12 protein-coding genes and 6 pseudogenes are annotated in these 19,852 nt (G+C 53.9%); 5 read left to right on the top strand and 13 right to left on the bottom strand.

The window, feature by feature from the left end; genetic code table 11:
- Positions 1-55 precede the first annotated feature (55 nt).
- Positions 56-1,078 carry an LLM class flavin-dependent oxidoreductase gene (locus tag O3W44_RS19280; protein ID WP_269294312.1) on the bottom strand — a complete coding sequence of 341 codons (1,023 nt, stop codon included), beginning with the start codon at positions 1,076-1,078 and terminating at the stop codon, positions 56-58.
- 150 nt (positions 1,079-1,228) lie between these two features.
- Positions 1,229-3,324, bottom strand: a pseudogene (gene fusA, locus O3W44_RS19275) (elongation factor G).
- A 141-nt stretch (positions 3,325-3,465) separates the two neighbouring features.
- Between fusA and O3W44_RS19270 the strand changes: the two are divergent.
- Together O3W44_RS19270 and O3W44_RS19265 are read left to right on the top strand one after the other, a co-directional pair.
- Positions 3,466-3,771, top strand: a complete 306-nt coding sequence (locus O3W44_RS19270) for an ArsR/SmtB family transcription factor (protein ID WP_269294310.1) — start codon at positions 3,466-3,468, stop codon at positions 3,769-3,771.
- Positions 3,772-3,838: 67 nt separating this feature from the next.
- Positions 3,839-4,753, top strand: a complete 915-nt coding sequence (locus tag O3W44_RS19265; protein WP_269294309.1) for a ketopantoate reductase family protein — start codon at positions 3,839-3,841, stop codon at positions 4,751-4,753.
- A 41-nt stretch (positions 4,754-4,794) separates the two neighbouring features.
- Here O3W44_RS19265 and O3W44_RS19260 read toward each other — a convergent pair whose 3' ends face one another.
- Positions 4,795-5,529: a YdcF family protein gene (locus O3W44_RS19260; RefSeq protein ID WP_269294308.1), complete on the bottom strand. Its 735-nt coding sequence runs from the start codon at positions 5,527-5,529 to the stop codon at positions 4,795-4,797.
- A gap of 95 nt (positions 5,530-5,624) precedes the next feature.
- Here O3W44_RS19260 and O3W44_RS19255 point away from each other — a divergent pair, with 95 nt between their 5' ends.
- A complete protein-coding gene (locus O3W44_RS19255) occupies positions 5,625-6,695 on the top strand; it encodes a LacI family DNA-binding transcriptional regulator (protein WP_269294307.1) in 1,071 nt (356 codons plus the stop codon).
- Positions 6,696-6,788: 93 nt separating this feature from the next.
- Here the strand turns inward: O3W44_RS19255 and tmaR are convergent, their stop codons facing one another.
- The 4 genes and pseudogenes from tmaR to dacD form a co-directional block, all read right to left on the bottom strand.
- Positions 6,789-7,109, bottom strand: coding sequence for a PTS system regulator TmaR (tmaR, locus tag O3W44_RS19250; RefSeq protein WP_269294306.1), 321 nt, complete (start codon positions 7,107-7,109; stop codon positions 6,789-6,791).
- 159 nt (positions 7,110-7,268) lie between these two features.
- Positions 7,269-8,326 (bottom strand): annotated as a pseudogene (locus O3W44_RS19245) (FUSC family protein).
- A gap of 360 nt (positions 8,327-8,686) precedes the next feature.
- Positions 8,687-9,145, bottom strand: a complete 459-nt coding sequence (locus O3W44_RS19240; RefSeq protein ID WP_269294305.1) for a GyrI-like domain-containing protein — start codon at positions 9,143-9,145, stop codon at positions 8,687-8,689.
- A gap of 87 nt (positions 9,146-9,232) precedes the next feature.
- Positions 9,233-10,393, bottom strand: coding sequence for a serine-type D-Ala-D-Ala carboxypeptidase DacD (gene dacD / locus O3W44_RS19235; RefSeq protein WP_269294304.1), 1,161 nt, complete (start codon positions 10,391-10,393; stop codon positions 9,233-9,235).
- Positions 10,394-10,592: 199 nt separating this feature from the next.
- Between dacD and sbcB the strand changes: the two genes are divergently transcribed.
- The gene (sbcB, locus tag O3W44_RS19230; RefSeq protein WP_269294303.1) at positions 10,593-12,011 is read left to right on the top strand and encodes an exodeoxyribonuclease I; all 1,419 of its coding nucleotides are present in this window, start codon (positions 10,593-10,595) and stop codon (positions 12,009-12,011) included.
- An 83-nt stretch (positions 12,012-12,094) separates the two neighbouring features.
- Here sbcB and O3W44_RS19225 read toward each other — a convergent pair.
- The 5 genes and pseudogenes from O3W44_RS19225 to ltnD form a co-directional block, all read right to left on the bottom strand.
- Positions 12,095-13,455, bottom strand: a pseudogene (locus tag O3W44_RS19225) (GntP family transporter).
- Positions 13,456-13,586: 131 nt separating this feature from the next.
- Complete coding sequence (locus O3W44_RS19220) at positions 13,587-14,372, bottom strand: HPr family phosphocarrier protein (RefSeq protein WP_269294302.1); 786 nt, start codon at positions 14,370-14,372, stop codon at positions 13,587-13,589.
- Positions 14,372-14,998 carry a 3-oxo-tetronate 4-phosphate decarboxylase gene (otnC, locus tag O3W44_RS19215; RefSeq protein WP_269294301.1) on the bottom strand — a complete coding sequence of 209 codons (627 nt, stop codon included), beginning with the start codon at positions 14,996-14,998 and terminating at the stop codon, positions 14,372-14,374. Before otnC ends, O3W44_RS19220 begins: the two co-directional genes overlap by 1 nt.
- Positions 14,991-16,255: pseudogene (gene otnK / locus O3W44_RS19210) on the bottom strand (3-oxo-tetronate kinase). Before otnK ends, otnC begins: the two are co-directional and overlap by 8 nt.
- Positions 16,255-17,160: an L-threonate dehydrogenase gene (ltnD, locus tag O3W44_RS19205; protein ID WP_269294300.1), complete on the bottom strand. Its 906-nt coding sequence runs from the start codon at positions 17,158-17,160 to the stop codon at positions 16,255-16,257. The pseudogene otnK and the gene ltnD overlap by 1 nt, the downstream one beginning before the upstream one ends.
- 268 nt (positions 17,161-17,428) lie before the next feature.
- Between ltnD and ygbI the strand changes: the two are divergent.
- Positions 17,429-18,189: pseudogene (gene ygbI, locus O3W44_RS19200) on the top strand (DNA-binding transcriptional repressor YgbI).
- Positions 18,190-18,299: 110 nt separating this feature from the next.
- Here the strand turns inward: ygbI and O3W44_RS19195 are convergent.
- Positions 18,300-19,656: pseudogene (locus O3W44_RS19195) on the bottom strand (APC family permease).
- Positions 19,657-19,852 lie beyond the last annotated feature (196 nt).

Here is a 19,852-nt window from a genome sequence, read left to right as displayed (position 1 = left end):
AAATGGTGTCGAGACGTTGAGCCAGAAAGGGCTGCGGCCTGGCCGCAGCACATTATTAACGCCAGCCTAATTCTGGCGCGACGTATTTCAGGATCGATTCAATCACGTGCGCATTGTACGCCACACCGAGCTGGTTTGGCACGGTGAGCAGCAGTGTATCTGCTTCCGCAATGGCTTCATCCTGCGCCAGTTGTTTAATTAACGCTTCCGGCTCCGCCGCATAGCTTCGGCCAAAAATGGCGCGGGTTTTTTCGTCCAGGAAGCCTACCGAATCCTGCTCCTGACCGCTGCGGCCAAAGTAAGCCCGGTCCGTATCATTAACTAACGCAAAGATGCTGCGACTGACAGAAACGCGCGGCTCATGCGTGTGCCCGGCAGCTTTCCATGCTTCACGGTAAGCCCGGATCTGCTTCGCCTGCTGAATGTGGAACGGCTCACCGGTTTCGTCATCTTTTAAGGTTGAGCTTTGCAGATTCATCCCCATCTTCGCTGCCCACTCTGCCGTGGCGTTGGAGCCGGAACCCCACCAGATACGCTCACGTAAGCCCGCAGAGAAAGGTTCCAGGCGCAGCAGACCCGGCGGATTGGGAAACATCGGCTGTGGATTCGGCTTCGCAAAACCTTCACCACGCAACGCGTCAAGGAACACTTCTGTGTGACGACGTCCCATATCCGCGTCAGATTCCCCCTCTTGTGGCGCGTAGCCAAAATAGCGCCAGCCATCAATCACCTGCTCAGGTGAGCCACGACTTATCCCCAGTTGCAGGCGGCCACCAGAAATCAGGTCAGCAGCGCCAGCATCCTCCACCATATAGAGCGGATTTTCGTAGCGCATATCGATAACGCCAGTGCCGATTTCGATTTTGCTTGTGCGTGCGCCCACCGCAGCCAGGAGCGGAAACGGTGAACTGAGCTGGCGGGCAAAGTGGTGTACGCGAAAATAAGCCCCATCAGCCCCCAGTTCTTCGGCGGCAACCGCCAGATCAATGGATTGCAGCAGCACATCCTGCGCCGAGCGCGTCGCTGACTGCTGAGAAGGCGTCCAGTGACCAAAGGATAAAAAACCAATCTTTTTCATGCGTTGCTTCTCCGTGCGGGCCGTTTGCGCCCTTTTAACTTGATGGGCAAAGGTTACGCCAGCCGGGTCGCCACTGATAGTCAATTTCTTTCAACCGCATTTTCGACTTTTTCGACAGAGCTTTTGGCTGGCGTCCTTGCCCTGACATCCTTATTTGCGTGAAGCGATAATCTCATCAGCAACCTGGCGTGGCGCTTGTGCATAGTGGCTGAACTCCATGCTATACGTTGCACGGCCTTGCGTCAGAGAGCGGACGCTGGTCGAGTAGCCAAACATTTCAGCCAGCGGCACTTCGGCACGAATGATGCGGCCACCAAAATGCTCGTCCATCCCCTGGACTGCGCCGCGCCGTGATGAGAGATCGCCCATGATACCGCCCGCATACTCTTCCGGGGTTTCCACTTCTACTTTCATTACCGGTTCAAGGATCACCGGATCGGCCAGTTTCGCCGCGGCCCGAAAGCCCAGGATGCCCGCCATGCGGAACGCCATTTCTGATGAGTCAACGTCGTGGTAAGAGCCAAACGTCAGGGTCGCTTTGATATCCACAATCGGATAGCCCGCTAACACACCGGTATTGAGTGCTTCACGAATCCCTTTTTCCACCGATGGTATATATTCACGCGGCACCACACCGCCTTTGGTGGCGTCTTCAAAGGCAAAACCGCTGCCGGGTTCACGCGGGGCCAGACTCAGCACTACGTGCCCGTACTGCCCTTTTCCCCCGACTGACGTACGAACTTGCCTTCTACATCCTGCACCGCTTTGCGTATCGTTTCGCGGTAGGTAACCTGTGGTCGGCCAATATTCGCCTCAACGCCAAATTCGCGTTTCAGGCGATCAACGATAATCTCCAGATGCAGTTCTCCCATGCCGGAGATGATTGCCTGGCCAGATTCTTCATCGGTGTGCAGATGAAACGACGGATCTTCTGCCGCCAGGCGCTGTAAGGCGAAACCCATTTTTTCCTGATCGCCTTTGGTCTTTGGCTCAATCGACAATGAAATAACCGGCTCGGGAAATTCCATCCGTTCAAGGGTGATCACCGCGTTGGGATCGCACAGCGTTTCACCGGTTGTGGCCTCTTTTAATCCCACGCAGGCCGCGATATCACCCGCGCGGATTTCATCAATTTCATGGCGGGCATTAGCATGCATCTGGACGATACGGCCGATGCGCTCTTTCCTGCCTTTCACGGCGTTAAATACGCTGTCGCCTTTGCGCAGCACGCCGGAATAGACCCGTACAAACGTCAGTTGCCCGACAAACGGATCGCTCATGAGTTTGAACGCCAGCGCCGAAAATGGCTCGTTATCATCTGCATGTCGCTCGACGACATGACCCTTTTCGTCCATCCCTTGTATAGAGGGAATATCTGCTGGCGAGGGCATCAGTTCAATGACGGCATCCAGCATGCGTTGCACGCCCTTGTTTTTGAATGCGCTGCCGCACAGCATCGGCTGGATCTCCCCCGCCAGGGTTCTCAGACGCAGCCCTTGTGTCACCTGCGCTTCAGTGAGATCGCCGTTTTCCAGCCAGGCCTCGGTCAGGGTTTCGTTGGCTTCTGCCGCGGCGGCGACCATTTTCTCTCGCCAGATTTGCGCTTCTGCTCGCAGCGCCTCGGGGATATCGCTATAACTGAAGCTCATCCCCTGCGTGGCGTCATCCCAGTAAATCGCCTGCATTTTATTCAGGTCGATAACACCGACAAAATGCTCTTCGCTGCCAATGGGGATCACAATCGGCACCGGATGGGCTTTCAGCCGATCCTGCATCATCTGCACCACGCGGAAGTAATCCGCGCCCTGACGATCCATTTTATTGACGAAAGCCAGACGCGGAACGTGGTATTTATTGGCCTGTCGCCAGACGGTTTCCGATTGTGGCTGTACGCCGCCCACGGCGTCATAAACCATCACCGCACCGTCCAGCACCCGCATCGAACGCTCCACTTCAATGGTGAAATCAACGTGACCGGGAGTATCAATGATGTTGATACGGTGCGGTTCGAACCGGCTATCCATGCCCGGCCAGAAGCAGCTCACCGCAGCAGACGTAATGGTAATGCCACGCTCCTGCTCCTGCGCCATCCAGTCAGTTGTTGCTGCGCCATCATGCACCTCTCCCAGCTTGTGGCTCATTCCGGTGTAAAACAAAATGCGCTCAGTTGTGGTGGTTTTACCGGCATCGATGTGCGCGGAGATGCCGATATTGCGGTAACGTTCGACAGGCAGGGTTCGGGGCATGATGCGTCCTTAGTCAGTTTGACTGATAATGCGGTGAGCACCAATTGCTCACCCGCGCCAGCAAGCTTAGACCAATGGTACGTATAAATACGAACAGTTTGAGCTATAATGCGTCAGGTAAATCACACACTCAGGAAATTCATGATTACGAATCATCCCGAAGCGGAGCAGATCCGCCTCGAAAATATTTTGTTTGCTTTAGGTAATCCGCTGCGGCTGGACATTGTACAAACGCTGGCACGAGAAGGAGAACAGTCTTGCGGCATGCTACGCGGCGAAGTCGCGAAATCTACCATGACCCATCACTGGCGCGTGCTGCGTGACAGCGGCGTCATCTGGCAGCGCCCACTCGGCAGGGAAAATCTGATTTCTTTACGTCGTGACGATCTGGAACAGCGTTTTCCTGGCTTACTGGAGAGCCTGCTGACGGCAATGACGCATAATTAAGCATTTCCTGGCTGGAAACCGCTGTCGCCACGCTTTAAGGTAACGATTTCAGCTAAAGGGAAACTTCATGCGCATTTTGATAGTCGGCGCCGGTGCAACCGGCGGATATTTTGGCGCGCGTCTGGCCCAGTCGGGAGAGGACGTTACGTTTCTGGTGCGTGAGCGCCGTTACCAACAGCTGCAAGAGACCGGACTGATCTTGCAGACGCCGCAAGGCACCGAAACCTTGCAGCCACAGCTGGTACAGGCGCAAACGCTGAACAGCCATTACGATCTGATTATTCTGACGGTGAAAAGTTTTGGCCTCGATCAGGCGATGGATGACATCACGCCTGCGGTCGGTCCTGACACCTTAATCATGCCGATCCTCAACGGCATGCGGCATATCGATACCCTGCGCAGTCGCTTTGGTGACGGCAAGGTGATTGGCGGCTTGTGTAAGATCAATGCAACGCTTGGCCCTGAGGGCGAAGTGGTGCAGATGACGCCGCTGCACCAGATTTTTTATGGGGCGCTGAACGGTGAAAACGATGCACGATTACAGCGTGTCGATGCCGCGTTGCGTGGCAGCGGGGTCGATACCATTTTTAGCGAGGATATAATCAGCGAGCTGTGGGAAAAGTGGCTGCTGCTCAGCACGCTCGGTGCCGTGTGCTGCCTGGCCCGTGGCAATACGCAGCAGGTGTTGAATTCACAGGGCGGTGAAGCGTTACTGCAAGATATTTTCACTGAAATCCTGACAATTATCAGTGCAGACGGCTATCAGCCTCGTCCGGCGATAACTGCGAAAATCTATGAGTCGCTGAACAATCCCGCTACGCCGATGACCTCATCACTGTATCGCGATCTGACGCAAGGCTACGACATCGAAGCCGGACAGGTGATAGGTGATCTGCTGCTGCGCGCCCTGCGCAACGGCATCAGTGCGCCGTTGCTGAATGCGGTGAACGTTAACCTGCAGGTCTATTTGCAGGGACGCTAATGCTTAACGGCTAATGCGCGCCTGGAGATGGGGTAAGCGCATTAGTCTGTGCCACGCATGATCGATCTCATCCGGCATCTCGACTTCACCAAAAAATCCTTTGCCTTTTGGCCCGTAGCCCTGCTCATCATTGCGCAGGCGCTGTACTTCCCCATCAATAGCGAAAGAAAACGCTCCAGCGACCACAACCCTTGCGGTGGCGCACCGACAATGCGAACCATTCCGGCGTCGGTGATCAGTTGTGGCGTAAATACCGGCCAGTTGATGAAGCGTGGCGCATCGCTGCGGTTACGCCATTGCCAGCGAAACGTCGCATCGGTACGGCGCTGCATTAACGGATCCTGAATCAATATAATCTGCTGAGGTTGCAGGTTATGGTTATCCAGTAAACGCTGGCTGAACGCCGCGTTTTCGCCGCAGTTGCGCGACGCCCCTTCCAGCAACAGCTGCACGTCAGGCAATGCAGCAAAGGTGCGGGCAATTTCAGCCAGCATCTGCGCTTCACTTAATCCCTGGGTATTGATTTGTCGATAGAGTGGATGTGCCGCCATCGCTTCTGCCAGCACGGCTGTGGCGTGACCGATGCCGCCACTGATTAACAAAGGCAACGTGAATTTTTTAGCCAGCGCCACCGCGCCTTCAATGTTTGGCAACACGGAATGTCCCGCCAGAATCGCCAGCTCTGCGCTGATTTCACCTTCATGTGGCATTTCATCCAGCGCCAGCCAGGCAGCGATAAGATTGATATCCTGGATGTGGTTGTCAGTGAGTTGCATATTTTCCTCCTGTTCACCGCGCAGTCTACCCCTGTCCAGGCACGATGACAGGGAAAAATTTGCTACACTCGCCGCTCTATCTTCAGGAGAGAACCATGATTTCCCGCTCCGTGACCCTTGATGACGTCGCTCAACTGGCCGGCGTCTCTTACCAGACCGTTTCGCGCGTGCTTAATCGCTCTGAGCAGGTTTCAGCGCGCACCCGAGAAAAAGTCGAAGCGGCAATGCAGCAGCTTAATTATGTACCGAATCGCGTGGCCCAGCAGCTTGCAGGCAAAGCGACACGTACGCTCGGCCTCGCCACCAGCAATCTGTCATTAATGGCACCGGCGCAAATCGCTGCAGCCATTCAGCAGCGTGCCGCCAGCGCCGGCTATCACCTGGTGATCGCGATGAACAGCGGTCAGCCGGTCGAAGCGACAATTAATGAACTGCTGGCGCAGCGTGTGGATGGGCTACTGATCAATATGCCGTTGCAGGCTGAACGGGCGGAGCAGATTCAGGCGCTGTGCGGGGAAAAACCCACGCTGTTTTTAGATGTCGAGCCACGAGCTGCGGTAGCACAGTGTCAGTTTCCTAATGAGGCGGGTGCACGCGCCGCCGTTGACCATCTGGTTGCGCTGGGCCACGTGCAGATTGGTTTGTTAAACGGCCCCGTAGATTCAGTCGCCGCCCGCCAGCGCGAAGCGGCCTGGTTAGCGGCGCTGGCCGAGCGTCAGTTAACCCCTTATTGCCTGCTGCGCGGGGACTGGAGCGCCCGGTCGGGGTATCAGGCGATGCTGAATCAGCTCCCTGACGCTTTGCCCTCAGCCCTGCTGGTGGCGAATGATCAAATGGCGCTGGGTGCAATGCGGGCGCTGCATCAGTATGGCGTGCGCATTCCTGCGGAGATGTCGTTAGTGGGTTATGACGATACAGCGGAAAGTGCCTGGTATCAGCCGCCACTGACCACCGTAAGGCAGGATTTGCAGCGGCTGGGTGAAGCAAGCGTTGAGCAGATAGTGTCACGCTTAGCGGGCAGCGAAACCCCTGCTTTAGCGTTAGAGACAAAACTGATTGTGCGGGAAACCACGGCGGCGCCTGGCGATGAAAGCTCAGCGTTACCTGAACTGGCGCAGCAGTTACAGCAGATAGCGCGACAACTGATGAAGCCTTCTGCGTATTAATGCACCACTTTACAACCTGTGACCCCCTCACCCAGCGCGCCCTCTGTTTATGAGGAAGAACTAAAGTGAGGGGAGCCAGCACAAGCCCTGTGCTTACTGCGGCTTGACTTCGCCCATGCTTTTGAGCTTTTTCGACAGCTCGCGGCGCTCTTTAGAGAGGTCGGCGTTTTTGATGATGTACTCGTCAACACGATCTTCATAGTCAACGCGCATGCTGGCGATGATTTCCTGAATCGCCTCAATGCTCATGCCGGGTTTGATGTATTCACTCAGGTTGTCCAACAGCAATACACGCTTCTGGTTATCACGAATTTTCTTTTCGTTGTCGGTGATTTCACGCTGCAGTTTATTTTTGCGGCGGAACATACGCACGAATTCCAGTACGTCCTGAAATGACTGCTTGGCATTTTCCATGATGGCACCTTCTTTGAGCCTGCTGTCGCAGGGAGAGAGTCAAAACGATCAGCTTAGCGGCTAGCCAGCCTTGTAAGCAATTTTCACAGCTAAATTCAGACTGGCTCTTATCTTAGCGCAAAGAAAGCAGTTTTCACATTAAGTCATTGTCTGAGGTGATTATTTGCGCAACGCCATACGCAGCAGATCAGACATACGCTCTAACTGCTTCGCCAGCTCCAGGCTCAGCCAGACGTAACCGTAAATCGGCGTCTCCTCTAACCTTTCACTGCCTGCGTCGGCAATTAACTGCTTCAATTCCCGTGTAATTTCAGCCAGTTCATGACTGGTAGCGATCACCTGTTCGGTTTCGCCGCGTACCGCCAGAGTAGAGAGGGCGCGTAGCGTGTTTTCGGTCATCTGCTGGGTGCGACGTAAGGTTGGCGCATTGAGCAAGATCAGATGACTTTCACGAGATGCCCACCAGGCATTAATTTGCATCTCAACTGTGTACACCATATTACGGTTGATGGTTTGAATCGCTTCAAACACCGATTTTGGAATACGTGTCTCTTTACTTGACGGCTCCAGCAGTGCACGCATCTTGATGATGCTGGTGAGCAATTTGCCTAAGGGTTTACCCAGACGCGGCTTTTCCACCAGGTTATGCGAAAAACCTGCATGATAAATCGTGGCGATTTTTTCCAGCGAATCAGACAGCTGAATACGCCAGTGGGTATAGGCGCGCTGCGCCCAGATAGCACTGAACAGCAGCGCCAGCAGCGATCCCAGAATCACATCGCCGCCGCGCCATAACGCCATAGTGAAGTCGCCTGCCGGTGCGCCCACCACCACGCTAAGGGTGATACCAATCAGCAGCGCCATATAGGGATGTTTACCCAGAGTAAGAAAACCACAGACAAACATCACCACCGCACACCAGGCCAGCATCACCGGCAACGAAATAAGCTCCAGCTTTAACGCGATCAGACCTGAAATCGATCCTGCCAGCGTACCGCTAATACGCTGTATTGCGCGCGGAAAGACGTTGCCCCACGTTGAGATAGGCCCCATCACCACCACCAGCGTGATAAGCGGCCATGTTCCTTCGGGAATATCTGTAATGCGCACAAACAAAAAGGTCAGCAAAAGGCAATAGCAATGCGTACACCATGTACGCTGCGGTAATAGCGGTAGAACCAAAACTCCAGTTTCGATATTGGTTTATCAGGACGCAAGATGGTTTTCCGGTTGCAGGATCATTATGTGCGCTATTTTAACCCGTCGCGTTGCTAAGGCTTAATCACGCTTTTCCATTTCAAGACAGTGTTGACCTTCCCTTACAATTATCAACAAACAGTTTACATGGCGAGGCCACCCATAAAACAAACATATAACTTATTGTTAAGATTGTTCTTTTTATTTAACACAGAGAAAGAGAGCAACATGAAAAAAGAGCCAGCTGGCTGTTTTTCAACGCAGAAGAAGCGCGTACTGTTGAAGCGATGGTTGACTGCCGACAACCTCAGCGGGGGCGGCAAAGACGCAGGATATGCCCCCTTCATTGATCACGACAGGGCAGCGACCGCACTGCCCTGTTATTTTTTCACCGGAATGTAGAGATCGATATCCCAGACGCCACTTTGTGCCCCATCGTTGAGATAGTGATCAAAACAAGGACGCTTATCTACCTGCCAGCTGCTGCCAGGTAACCATTGCTGAAACAGCGTCAGCCAGGGTTTAGCGAAATCGCCATCATCGACCACCACCCGTGCGACAGCATACTTGCCACCCGCTAACTCACCTTTTTGCGGCGCACCCTCACCCGCAGGCTGATAGTCAGCGTTCACGCTGATTACGGTATCAATGGCCCGCTGTGAAGCAGCAGCGTCATTGGGATTACTGTGATAGATCGCCATCCATTCGCCGGTAAGATTGTGCTGCGTCACCCATTCAGACAGGCGGGCAAATCCTTCTGGCGCCGTTTCATCCCACGGCCCGATTAAATGAAATCCGACCCAGGGCGTAGCTTCGCGTTCAACGATGGTTACCTTCATCACCCTTCCTCTGTTTGTGGCTCAATGAAGCGTCCTACTCTGACACAGCATCACCGGGCGCACTTTGCGTAGGGCCACAAACCTGAATCAGAGCTTTTGCTTAATGTAATCTTCGATGCGCGTAATGATGCCCGCTTCGTCTACCGCCTGTAGCATGACCAGCGGATAACTCGCCAGCTGCTTATCTTTATCCATCACCTGAATCTCACCAATGGTTTCATTGGCTTTCAGCGGTGCGTCCAGCGATTTGCGGTTGATAACGTATTTCGCTTTGACGTTTTGCACTTCGCTGCGCGGCAGTGACAGATAAACGTCGTTCGCGGTGCCAACCTCAACCTGATGCGGATTGCCGTACCAGACATTTTCAGTGCCAATTTTTTTGCCACCGTGGAAGAGTTGCACGGTATCAAAGGTGTTCTGTCCCCACACCAGCAGTTTACGCGCCTGCTCTTCACGTCCCTTTGCACTCTTACCGCCCATCACGACGGCAATCAGGCGGTGTTGACCCACAACATTTGACGCAATGATATTAAAACCAGCGGTGGCGGTATGGCCAGTTTTCAGCCCATCAACGTGCAGATTGTTATCCCACAGCAGGCCGTTGCGGTTATTTTGCGTGATGCCGTTCCAGGTCAGCGTTTTCTCTTTGTACATAGCGTAAAAATCGGGTTCGCCATCGATTATGGCGCGTGACAGTTTCGCCATATCTGACGCGCTGGAGAACTGCCCTGGCGCATCAAGACCGTGTACCGTTTCAAAATGAGTATTGGTCAGGCCCAGGCTTTCAACGTAATGATTCATCAGCTTGACGAAATTAGCTTCGCTGCCCGCAACGTAATCCGCCAGCGCAACACAGGCGTCATTGCCTGAATCGATAATGACGCCCCGGCTCAGATCGCGCACGCTTAGCTTGTCGCCGGGCTTAAGAAACATCAGCGATGAACCTTTGAAAACCGGATTTCCTGCCGCCCAGGCATCTTTACCCACGGTGACTATATCGTCGCGGGTGATTTTTTTCTGATCGATAGCGCGGTCAACAACATAGCCCGTCATGAGTTTGGTCAGGCTGGCCGGATTACGCCGCTCATCAGGATTTCCGGCGGTCAATACCTGGCCGGTGGTTGCATCCATTAGCACCCAGGATGCAGCATCAATTGCCGGTGGCGTCAGAGGGAACGGCATATCACCGGCCTGAACCAACGATGCCCAAAGAGTGGCAGTTACAGTAATCAGCAGACGCCTTTTCAACACTTCATCCTTAGTTGCGCAAATATATGATTAAAAGAAACAGCCGCACTTTTTACGGCAAAAGCGTTTAACAGGTTTGAAGAAATTGAAAAAAAGTATGATCGCTGCGGTGTTGCTCTCAGCCTGCACGCAGGCGGTTGTGCTCAGCGGCGCACAAGACTATCCTGAGTATTGATTTCTACCCGCTCAGGACAACGACGTGCCCTCGGAATTAACTTTTTTATTTCACGATTATGAAACCTTTGGCACCAGTCCCTCGCTGGATCGCCCGGCACAGTTTGCAGGTCTTCGTACAGACAGCAACTTCAATCCGGTTGGCGAGCCACAGGTATTTTATTGCCGTCCGCCAGATGATTATCTTCCTCAGCCTGAAGCCGTGATGATTACCGGTATCACGCCGCAAATCGCCATGGCGCGTGGTGTAAGCGAAGTGGAATTTGCCGAACGCATCCATGCCCTGTTTACCGAACCGCAAACCTGCGTGGTTGGCTATAACAATGTGCGCTTCGACGATGAGGTTACGCGCAACATTTTCTATAGAAACTTTTACGATCCTTACGGCTGGAGCTGGCAAAACGGTAACTCGCGCTGGGATCTGCTGGATGTCATGCGCGCCTGTTATGCGTTGCGCCCAGAGGGCATCAACTGGCCGGAAAATGACGACGGTTTCCCCAGCTTTCGCCTGGAACATCTGACTAAAGCTAACGGTGTGGCGCATGAAAATGCGCACGATGCGATGTCTGATGTGTTCGCCACCCTGGCGATGGCAAAACTGGTAAAAGAGAAGCAGCCAAAGCTGTTTGATTTTCTGTTTACTTATCGCAACAAAAACAAGCTGATGACGCTGATTGATATTCCGCAGATGAAGCCGCTGGTGCATGTCTCCGGCATGTTTGGCGCTGAACGGGGGAATACCAGTTGGGTTGTGCCACTTGCCTGGCATCCTGATAACCGCAATGCGCTAATTGTGGTGGATTTAGCCGCAGATATGACGCCGTTGCTGGAACTGGACGCTGATGCCCTGCGTGAACGGCTGTATACCCGTAAAAGCGATCTTGGCGATTTGGCTTCAGTGCCAATCAAGCTGGTGCATATTAATAAGTGTCCGGTCCTGGCTCCGGCTAATACCTTACGACCCGAAGATGCCGCGCGGTTAGGCATTGATCGTCAGCACTGCCTGAATAACCTGGCGCTGCTACGGCAACAGCCAGATGTGCGGGAAAAAGCGGTGACGCTGTTTGCCGAAGCTGAACCGTTTACGCCTTCAGAAGATGTTGATGCTCAGCTTTATAACGGCTTCTTTAGCGATGCCGATCGGGCGGGCATGAATATCATCCGCCAGACCGCGCCGCAGAATCTGCCCGCTCTCGATTTAACATTTGAAAGCCCACGGGTGATGAAGCTGCTGTTCCGCTATCGCGCACGTAACTTTCCCGGCACGCTGGATGACGCCGAGCAGCAACGCTGGTTGCAGCACCGCCGTGACGTGTTAAATGCAGAAAAAGTCCAGGCGTTCTTGCTTGAGCTGGAATCGCTGGCAAGCTTGCACGAAGAGGATGCAGAGAAGCTGGGTCAGTTGAAGGCGCTTTATCTTTATGCGCAAGCGTTGGTTTCTTAGCGTTTGTTTTCTCAGTGCGCTAAGCGCACACCAGGGCTGAGAGAGGGTTCAGACCAGGATCTGAAACCTCTCTCCCTGAAAGATTAAATCAGCGTCCACACCAGCCAGGTAAACGCGAAGCCACATAATCCCATCAGGGTTGTCAGCACCGTCCAGGTTTTTAACCCATCCGCCACCGACAAACCGAGATAGCGCGTAACCACCCAAAAACCGGAATCATTGACGTGCGATAAGCCCAGGGCGCCAAAGCAGGCTGAAAGTGCCACCAGAACCAGTTGCATATCCCCTAACCCGGTCACCGCGGTGCTCAGCAATCCACAGGTTGTGACAATCGCGACCGTGGCTGAACCCTGTGAGGCACGCAGCGCCAGCGATAAAATAAAGGCAGCAGGAATTAACGGCAAATGAATCGTTTGCAGGGAACTGGCCAACGCTTTACCTACGCCAGATTCAACCAGCACTTTACCAAACGCACCGCCCGCTCCGGAGACCAAAATGACCCCCGCCGCCGTTGAAATCGCATTATTTGACAGCGTTTCCAGCTTCTCTTTCGGCCAGCCACGACGTAACCCAAGCAACCATCCCGCCAGGGCGAGGGTAATCAACAGGGCGATAGCCGGTGCGCCTATTAGGGTCAGCACTTTCAGCGCCATGCTTCCTGGTGCAAGGTGCGGTGGGACTAAAGTTCCCAGCATGATTAATACAATAGGCAGCACAATTAAGCTCGCGACCAGCATGGCGCCAGGCGCGTTTTTCGTCCGCATTTGCGGCTGCGATTGATCCGCAGATTCCGTCAGTTGCAGTTGCTCAAGCACCTGCACAGAAAGGTGATATTTTCTGCGATTGAGCGATTTGGCAATAAAATAGCCAACAACTCCCACCGGCACGGAAATTGCAATGCCCGACATCATCAACCAGCCCAAATCAGCATTGAGCAAGCCCGCCGCCGCCGCCGGACCGGGGTGAGTTGGCACGGTAACATGTACCATCAGCATCATGCCCGCCATTGGCAGACCAAATTTCAGCGGCGACAGGCGCATCACTTTACTGAAGCCATAAATCAGCGGGACGACAATGATGAAGCCCACATCAAAGAAAACCGGCAGGCCAAGGATGAAACCGACAATGGTCAGGGCTGCTGCCATTCGCTGCGGGCCGCACAGGCTGGCGAAGCGATTTGCCAGCGCGTCAGCACCGCCTGAGGCCTCAATAATCGCGCCAAGAATCGCACCTAACACGATAATGACGGCGATGCTGCCTAACAGGCTTCCCATGCCCCCAGTATCACTTTCATGATGTTTTCAGCAGGAATGCCGGTGGTTAATGCCACAAACAGGCTGGCAACCAGCAACGCGATAAACGGATGAACCTTGGATTTTATTACCAGCAGCAGCAGTAATATCACGCTGACCAGTGCAATGGATAACAGCAATGTAGTGGACATCGGAAGACCTCTAAATAATTATATTTTTCAGCAGTTTAATAAGCGTTTAACTTTGGTGTCGGGCACAATTTGGCTACAGCGCAACCCACATCGATTCGCCGTAAACCGATGTGGTCTGCATGATTTTTTACTTAACGGCGCTTACGCCAGGGTTCAAACCAGCCGAGTCCATCAACGGTATTACCCCGCGGAATATATTCGCAGCCGATCCAGCCGTCATAGCCAACCTCATCAAGCAGGCTGAACAGGTACGGGTAGTTAATTTCCCCCTCATCCGGCTCATGGCGATCGGGCGCAGAAGCGATCTGCACATGACGATAACGACCCGCATTGTGGCGGATCAGGTGGCTGAGATTGCCGTCCACTAATTGCGCATGAAACAGATCAAGTTGGGTAAAGACGTTGGGACGATCAATTAACGCCATCATCTCCAGCGTTTGATACTGGCTGGAATAGAGATAATTCGGCTTCGTTTTGGGGTTTAACGCTTCAATCAGCAAGGTAATGCCGTGCGGTGCAAACTGCGCCGAGGCGTAATGCATATTGCTTATGAAGGTGTCGACGTAAGCCTGACGATCCGCACCTTGCGGCACCGTCGCAGACATAACGTGGACCTGAGGACAGCCGAGCGCCAGCGCATATTCCAGTGCGCGATCGATATCCGCTTTTGCTTCTGCTTCCCGGCCAGGAATGGCCGACACGCCCCACTCGCTTGCCGCCACGTTTCCGGCAGCGGTATTGAATAACACCAGCTTAAGCTGATGTGCTTCCAGCAGCTGCTTTAACTGCGCGGCGGGATAGTCGTAAGGAAACAGAAATTCTACCGCCTCGAAACCAGCATTAGCCGCAGCGGCAAAGCGTTCCAGAAACGGTACCTCAGTAAACTGGGTAGAGAGATTGGCAGCAAATTTCGGCATTATCGACTCCTTAACTCAGCAACTTCGCTATCGCTGAGATAACGAATCGCACGATCGCCCAGCGTGAACATCAGTCGCGCGGTCTCTTCCAGCTCTTCGGTATTGTCAGCGGCTTCACGCAGCGATTTGCCTACCACGACCGGCCCATGATTCGCGAGCAGAAAGGCACGGTAGCGACCTGCCAGCTGCGCTAAATCGTCAGCCAGACGCTGATCGCCTGGCTTGTAATAAGGCACCACCGGTACATCACCTACGCGCATCACCACATAGGGCGTAAAGGGGCGAATACAGTTTTCTGTGTCTAATCCCTGCAGGCAGGAAAGCGCCGTCAGGTAATGGCTGTGCAGATGCACCACCGCTTTGCAGTCAGGATTGTTCAGGTAAAGCGCACGGTGAAAAGCGATCTCTTTTGACGGTTTGTCGCCTGAAAGCCACTCACCTTCTGGCGTGACTTTTGACAACCGGGCGGGATCCAGTTCGCCTAAGCACGATCCGGTTGGCGTCGCCAGCAAATTGCCATCTTCCAGCAGTAGCGATAAGTTACCGGCAGAGCCGGTGGCGTAACCGCGCTGAAAAAAGGACGCACCGAGTTGCACCATTTCCTGGCGAGCTTGTTGTTCAGTCATGGGAAAACTCCGTTTGAGCACGGCGGAAGAAATCTTCATCGCCAAAATTGCCGGATTTCAGCGCCAGCGACAGCGGCTGATGAATATCACGCACCCAGGGCACGCCTGGCGAAATCGTCGGGCCGATGTGAAACGCGGTTACGCCAAGGCTCTGCGCCACCACGCCAGAGGTTTCGCCCCAGCCACAATAAAACGCTGCCAGCCGCGTGTTTTCAGCTCTTTCGTTACCGCCGCAAACAGCGACTCCACCGCTTCGCTGCTGCGCTGCGCGCCATATTGCTGTTGAATAGCCTGCAACTGTTGCGCATCTGCGGTGGCAAACAGCATCGGTGCCAGCGCCTGATCGCTATTGGCATCAACCCAGTCACACAACTGCTGCGCATAGCTTTGCGTCTCCTCCAGGCAACGCCTGACCAGCACTTCCTGCGCCGGTGCCTGTTGACGATAGGCATTGACCTGACGGTTGGTCATTTGCGAGCAGGAGCCGGAGATGACTACCGCACGCTGGCCCTGTGGGCGGCCTGCCTCTTCGGCGCTGCTGTGATCGGCGTCAGCGGCTGCCCACTGTCGCGCCAGGCCGATCGCCAGGCCTGAACCACCGGTCACTAAACGCATGTCGCGCAGTGCTTCACCCTGCGTTAACAGGTGCTGCTCATTAAGCGTATCGAGCACCACATAATTAATGTTCTGTTCACGCATATTGTTAAGCTGACTGCGCACCGCTTCCGCGCCCTGATCCAGCAGCGGTGCAGCGATTAACCCGGCTTTCCCGCGTGCCTGACGTGTCATCAATCGCAGCAAATTACTGTCTGTCATCGGTGTCACAGGATGATGGCGCATACCGGAGTCGGATAAGAGCTGCTCGCCAACAAACAGATGCCCCTGATAGACCGTGCGCCCGTTAACCGGCAGCGCCGGACAGATCACCGTTTGCGTTTCATTCAGCGCCGCCAGCAGTGCATCCGTCACGGGACCAATATTGCCCTGTTCAGTGCTATCGAAGGTCGAGCAATATTTGAAATAGAACCGCTCGCAGCCTTGCTGTTGCAGCCAGCTAAGCGCAGCCAGTGATTGCTCAACCGCCTGCTCAACCGGGCAGGAGCGGGATTTCAGGCTGATCACAATCGCCTGAGCTTCCAGCGCATCACTGTTATCAGGAATGCCATTAAACTGAATAGTGGAAAGCCCGTTCTGCACCAGAAAACTGGCAATGTCGGTTGCGCCGGTAAAGTCGTCGGCTATCACCCCTAATCGCATCATGCTTTCTCCTGACCTTGTGGCAGCGTGATGCCGCTGAAAATCTTGATGACGGCGCTGTCATCTTCGCGGCCATAACCGGCGTTGCTGGCTTCGGTAAACATATTCAGTGCAGTAGACGCCAGCGGCAGAGGGAAATGCAGCGATTTCGCGGTATCAGCCACCAGGTTAAGATCTTTAACAAAGATATCGACGGCAGATTTTGGGCTGTAATCCCCGTCAACGACGTGGCGCATACGGTTTTCGAACATCCACGAATTGCCTGCTGCATTGGTCACCACGTCGTACATGGTATCGAGTGGAATGCCCGCGCGCGCCGCCAGCGCCATCGCTTCTGCGCCCACGGCAATGTGTACGCCAGCCAGAAGCTGATGAATAATTTTAACGGTAGAGCCCAGACCGATCTCTGTGCCAACGCGATACACTTTAGCGGCTACCGCATCCAGCACTGGCTGTAAGGCTGCAAATACCTCTTCACTACCTGAAGCCATCACTGTCATGTCGCCGGTTGCCGCTTTGGCCGCGCCACCCGAAACCGGCGCATCAAGCATTAAAAGCTGATGCTCTGCGAGCTGTTTTTCAAACTGCTGCGCATCCTGAGCAGAAATGGTTGATGAGATCATTACCGCCGTGCCGGGTTTCAGCTTCGCTGCCAGGCCATTTTCACCAAACAGAATCGCATTGACCTGCCTGGCATTCACCACCAGCACTAACACCGCATCGAGCTGATCGGCAAAACTGTCGGCAGAGGTTTGCGCATCACGAGCGCCTGCCTGACGCAAGGTCTCTAACGCAGCAGGATTGAGATCGACGCCCCAGGTATTCAGACCCGCGCGAATACAGGATTGCGCCGCGCCCATGCCCATTGAACCTAAACCAATTACACAGATGTTTGAGACTGGCACCGTCGGCCTCCGCTGTTAAATTAAGTGATTATTTGTTTGATGATGTTAATCGTGACAGGATAACGGGCGAAAAAACGTGTGTGTCATCACAAAAATTCACTTAACATTGTTAAAAGAACATATTTTCACAAAGGTGTTTATTCGCCCAAAGCCTTATGCACGGCGCTTCTGATGCCTTTGTGCTGTGAACCCTGCCAGTAATTCAGGCTTCGCCTTGAGTAATGATTACATTACAATGTGAAAAAATGATAACTATCAAGGAGCCGATGTGATCCCAACAGAACGGCATCAGCAGATTTTGGCACTGGTCGCTGAGCGTGGTGTGGTAAGTATCGCTGAATTAACCGATCGGTTAGGCGTGTCGCACATGACGATTCGCCGCGATGTGCAGAAACTGGAAGAACAAGGTGCGGTACTGTCAGTATCAGGGGCGTGCGCTCGGCAGATCGCCTGGCTGCTGAACCCTCGCATCTGACAAAAACTGCCCTGTATAACGACGAAAAGAATGCGATTGGCCGACTGGCGGCTCAGCATATACCGCGCAACAGCTGTATCTATCTGGACGCGGGCACCACGACGCTGGCGCTGGCACGTGAACTGGTGAATCGCGACGATCTGTTGGTGGTGACCAATGACTTTATGGTGGCAAACCTGTTAATGGAAACCAGTCTTTGTCGGGTTATTCACACGGGTGGAACAGTTTGTCGGGAAAATCGTTCCTGTGTCGGCGAGGCCGCGGCACGCAGTTTGCGCCATCTGGCAATTGATATCGCCTTTATCTCTTCCTCTTCCTGGGGACCGCGCGGATTATTTACGCCAGACGAAGATAAAGTGACGGTAAAGCAGACGGTAAGTGAGGTAAGCAGTAAGTGCGTGCTACTGAGTGACAGCTCAAAGTACAACAAAATCGCGACGTTTTTAGTGCTGCCACTGGCGCGGTTTGACACCATTATCACGGATAAGCAACTAAGCCGGGCGGCGCAGGATGTGCTGAGCGGTGGAGCGTGGGAACTGATTATCGCGGGTTGAGGTTCTGTCTTACGGCCTGATGCCGCATCAATCTGAGAGACGCGGCGGGATACGGTTCAGGCAGCCTCTTCCCTCTCTTTTACAGGGAAGAAAGAGGCTGTTAACCGGGTTTAAATCTCTTCGCTAAATTGCGGCACCGGATTGCGGAAGCTGCGGGTCACAAATGCCAGATAGAGGATCCCGATAGCGGCCCAAATCAGGCCCAGCACCATCGAACTCTCTTCCAGGTTGATCCACAACGCACCGACCGTCAGTGCGCCAAGCAGCGGCAACACCAGGAATTGCAGGTTATCTTTCAACGTGCGGTTACGTTTCTCACGGATCCAGAACTGGGCAATCACTGACAGGTTAACAAAGGTAAAGGCGACCAGCGCACCGAAGTTAATCAGGGCCGTTGCCGTGACCAGATCAAAGTTAATCGCCATCAGCGCAATAGCACCAACCAGCAGGACGTTCAGAGAGGGCGTGCGCCATTTGGGGTGGATATAACCGAAGAAACGCTCCGGGAATACGCCATCACGCCCCATGACGTACATCAGACGCGAAACGCCTGCATGGGCTGCCATACCTGACGCCAGTACCGTGACCACAGAGAAGATCAGGATGCCAACCTGCAATACTTTACCGGCGACAAACAGCATGATTTCTGGCTGCGATGAATCGGGGATCCTGGAAGCGTGAAATGTCCGGGAAGTAAAGCTGCAGGAAATAAGACGCCACAATGAAAATCACGCCACCAATCAGGGCGGTCAGGAAAATCGCGCGCGGAATGGTGCGTTCTGCATCTTTTGTCTCTTCAGACAGCGAGCTGATGCCGTCAAAGCCGAGGAATGAGAAGCAGAGGATCGTCGCGCCGGTAATCATTGGCACTACGTGAGCATTTTCAGACCAGAATGGCTTGCTGCTGGTCAGTGTTCCTGCGCCTTCACCGTTTGCCACGCCATAGATAACCATCGCGGTGATACCCACCATGACGATAACCTGCAGCACCACAATCAGGCTGTTGAAGTTAGCGACCGTTTTGATGCCCTTCAGGTTTGAGAGCGTCATAAAGCCCACCAGCAGCACGACAAAGATCCACGATGGGATGGCGGGCACCAGTGTTTCAAAATAGTTTTTAGCCAGCAGAATATTGATCATCGGCATGAACAGGTAGTCCAGCAGTGATGACCAGCCAACCATAAAGCCGACATGCGGACTGATGGCCTTCTGAGCGTAGGTATAAGCGGAGCCCGCAGATGGGAAGCGGCGTACCAGCTTACCGTAACTCACGGCAGTAAACAGAATCGCAATCAGCGCAAACGCGTAAGCGGTGGCAACGTGACCGTCGGTCAGCCCAGAGACGATACCGAAAGTATCAAACAGGGTCATAGGCTGCATGTAGGCTAAGCCCATCATGACGACCGGTAATAAAGTCAGTGTTTTTTTCAGATGCGCACGCTGTGGTGCAGCAGTATTAAGCGACATGCTTCAGTCCCCCTGTGTGGCAACCTGGCTGGGTTGATTCACGGGGCAACTGCGCATAATGCGACAGGAAGTAAAGTTAGCAGTACGCGCGGCGCCGTAGTCATCACGAAAACGCGTACCAGCATGGGCTGGCAGAGTGGAAAACATCCCCATCTTTATATCCTCAATCTCACGCCTGCGCGTGTTTTCAGTGTTT

The sequence above is a fragment of the Pantoea sp. LMR881 genome, assembly GCF_027157825.1.
GTDB lineage: Bacteria > Pseudomonadota > Gammaproteobacteria > Enterobacterales > Enterobacteriaceae > Pantoea > Pantoea haifensis.
The sequence above is the reverse complement of the archived record's forward strand: the minus strand, read 5'-3'. Positions and strand labels throughout refer to the sequence as shown.

Coding starts and splice junctions, on each gene's coding strand:
- O3W44_RS19270 (WP_269294310.1), top strand. CDS start 3,466: ATGATTACGAATCATCCCGAAGCGGAGCAGATCCGCCTCGAAAATATT.
- O3W44_RS19220 (WP_269294302.1), bottom strand. CDS start 14,372: ATGCCGAAATTTGCTGCCAATCTCTCTACCCAGTTTACTGAGGTACCG.
- O3W44_RS19280 (WP_269294312.1), bottom strand. CDS start 1,078: ATGAAAAAGATTGGTTTTTTATCCTTTGGTCACTGGACGCCTTCTCAG.
- O3W44_RS19240 (WP_269294305.1), bottom strand. CDS start 9,145: ATGAAGGTAACCATCGTTGAACGCGAAGCTACGCCCTGGGTCGGATTT.
- O3W44_RS19265 (WP_269294309.1), top strand. CDS start 3,839: ATGCGCATTTTGATAGTCGGCGCCGGTGCAACCGGCGGATATTTTGGC.
- O3W44_RS19260 (WP_269294308.1), bottom strand. CDS start 5,529: ATGCAACTCACTGACAACCACATCCAGGATATCAATCTTATCGCTGCC.
- O3W44_RS19255 (WP_269294307.1), top strand. CDS start 5,625: ATGATTTCCCGCTCCGTGACCCTTGATGACGTCGCTCAACTGGCCGGC.
- otnC (WP_269294301.1), bottom strand. CDS start 14,998: ATGACTGAACAACAAGCTCGCCAGGAAATGGTGCAACTCGGTGCGTCC.
- tmaR (WP_269294306.1), bottom strand. CDS start 7,109: ATGGAAAATGCCAAGCAGTCATTTCAGGACGTACTGGAATTCGTGCGT.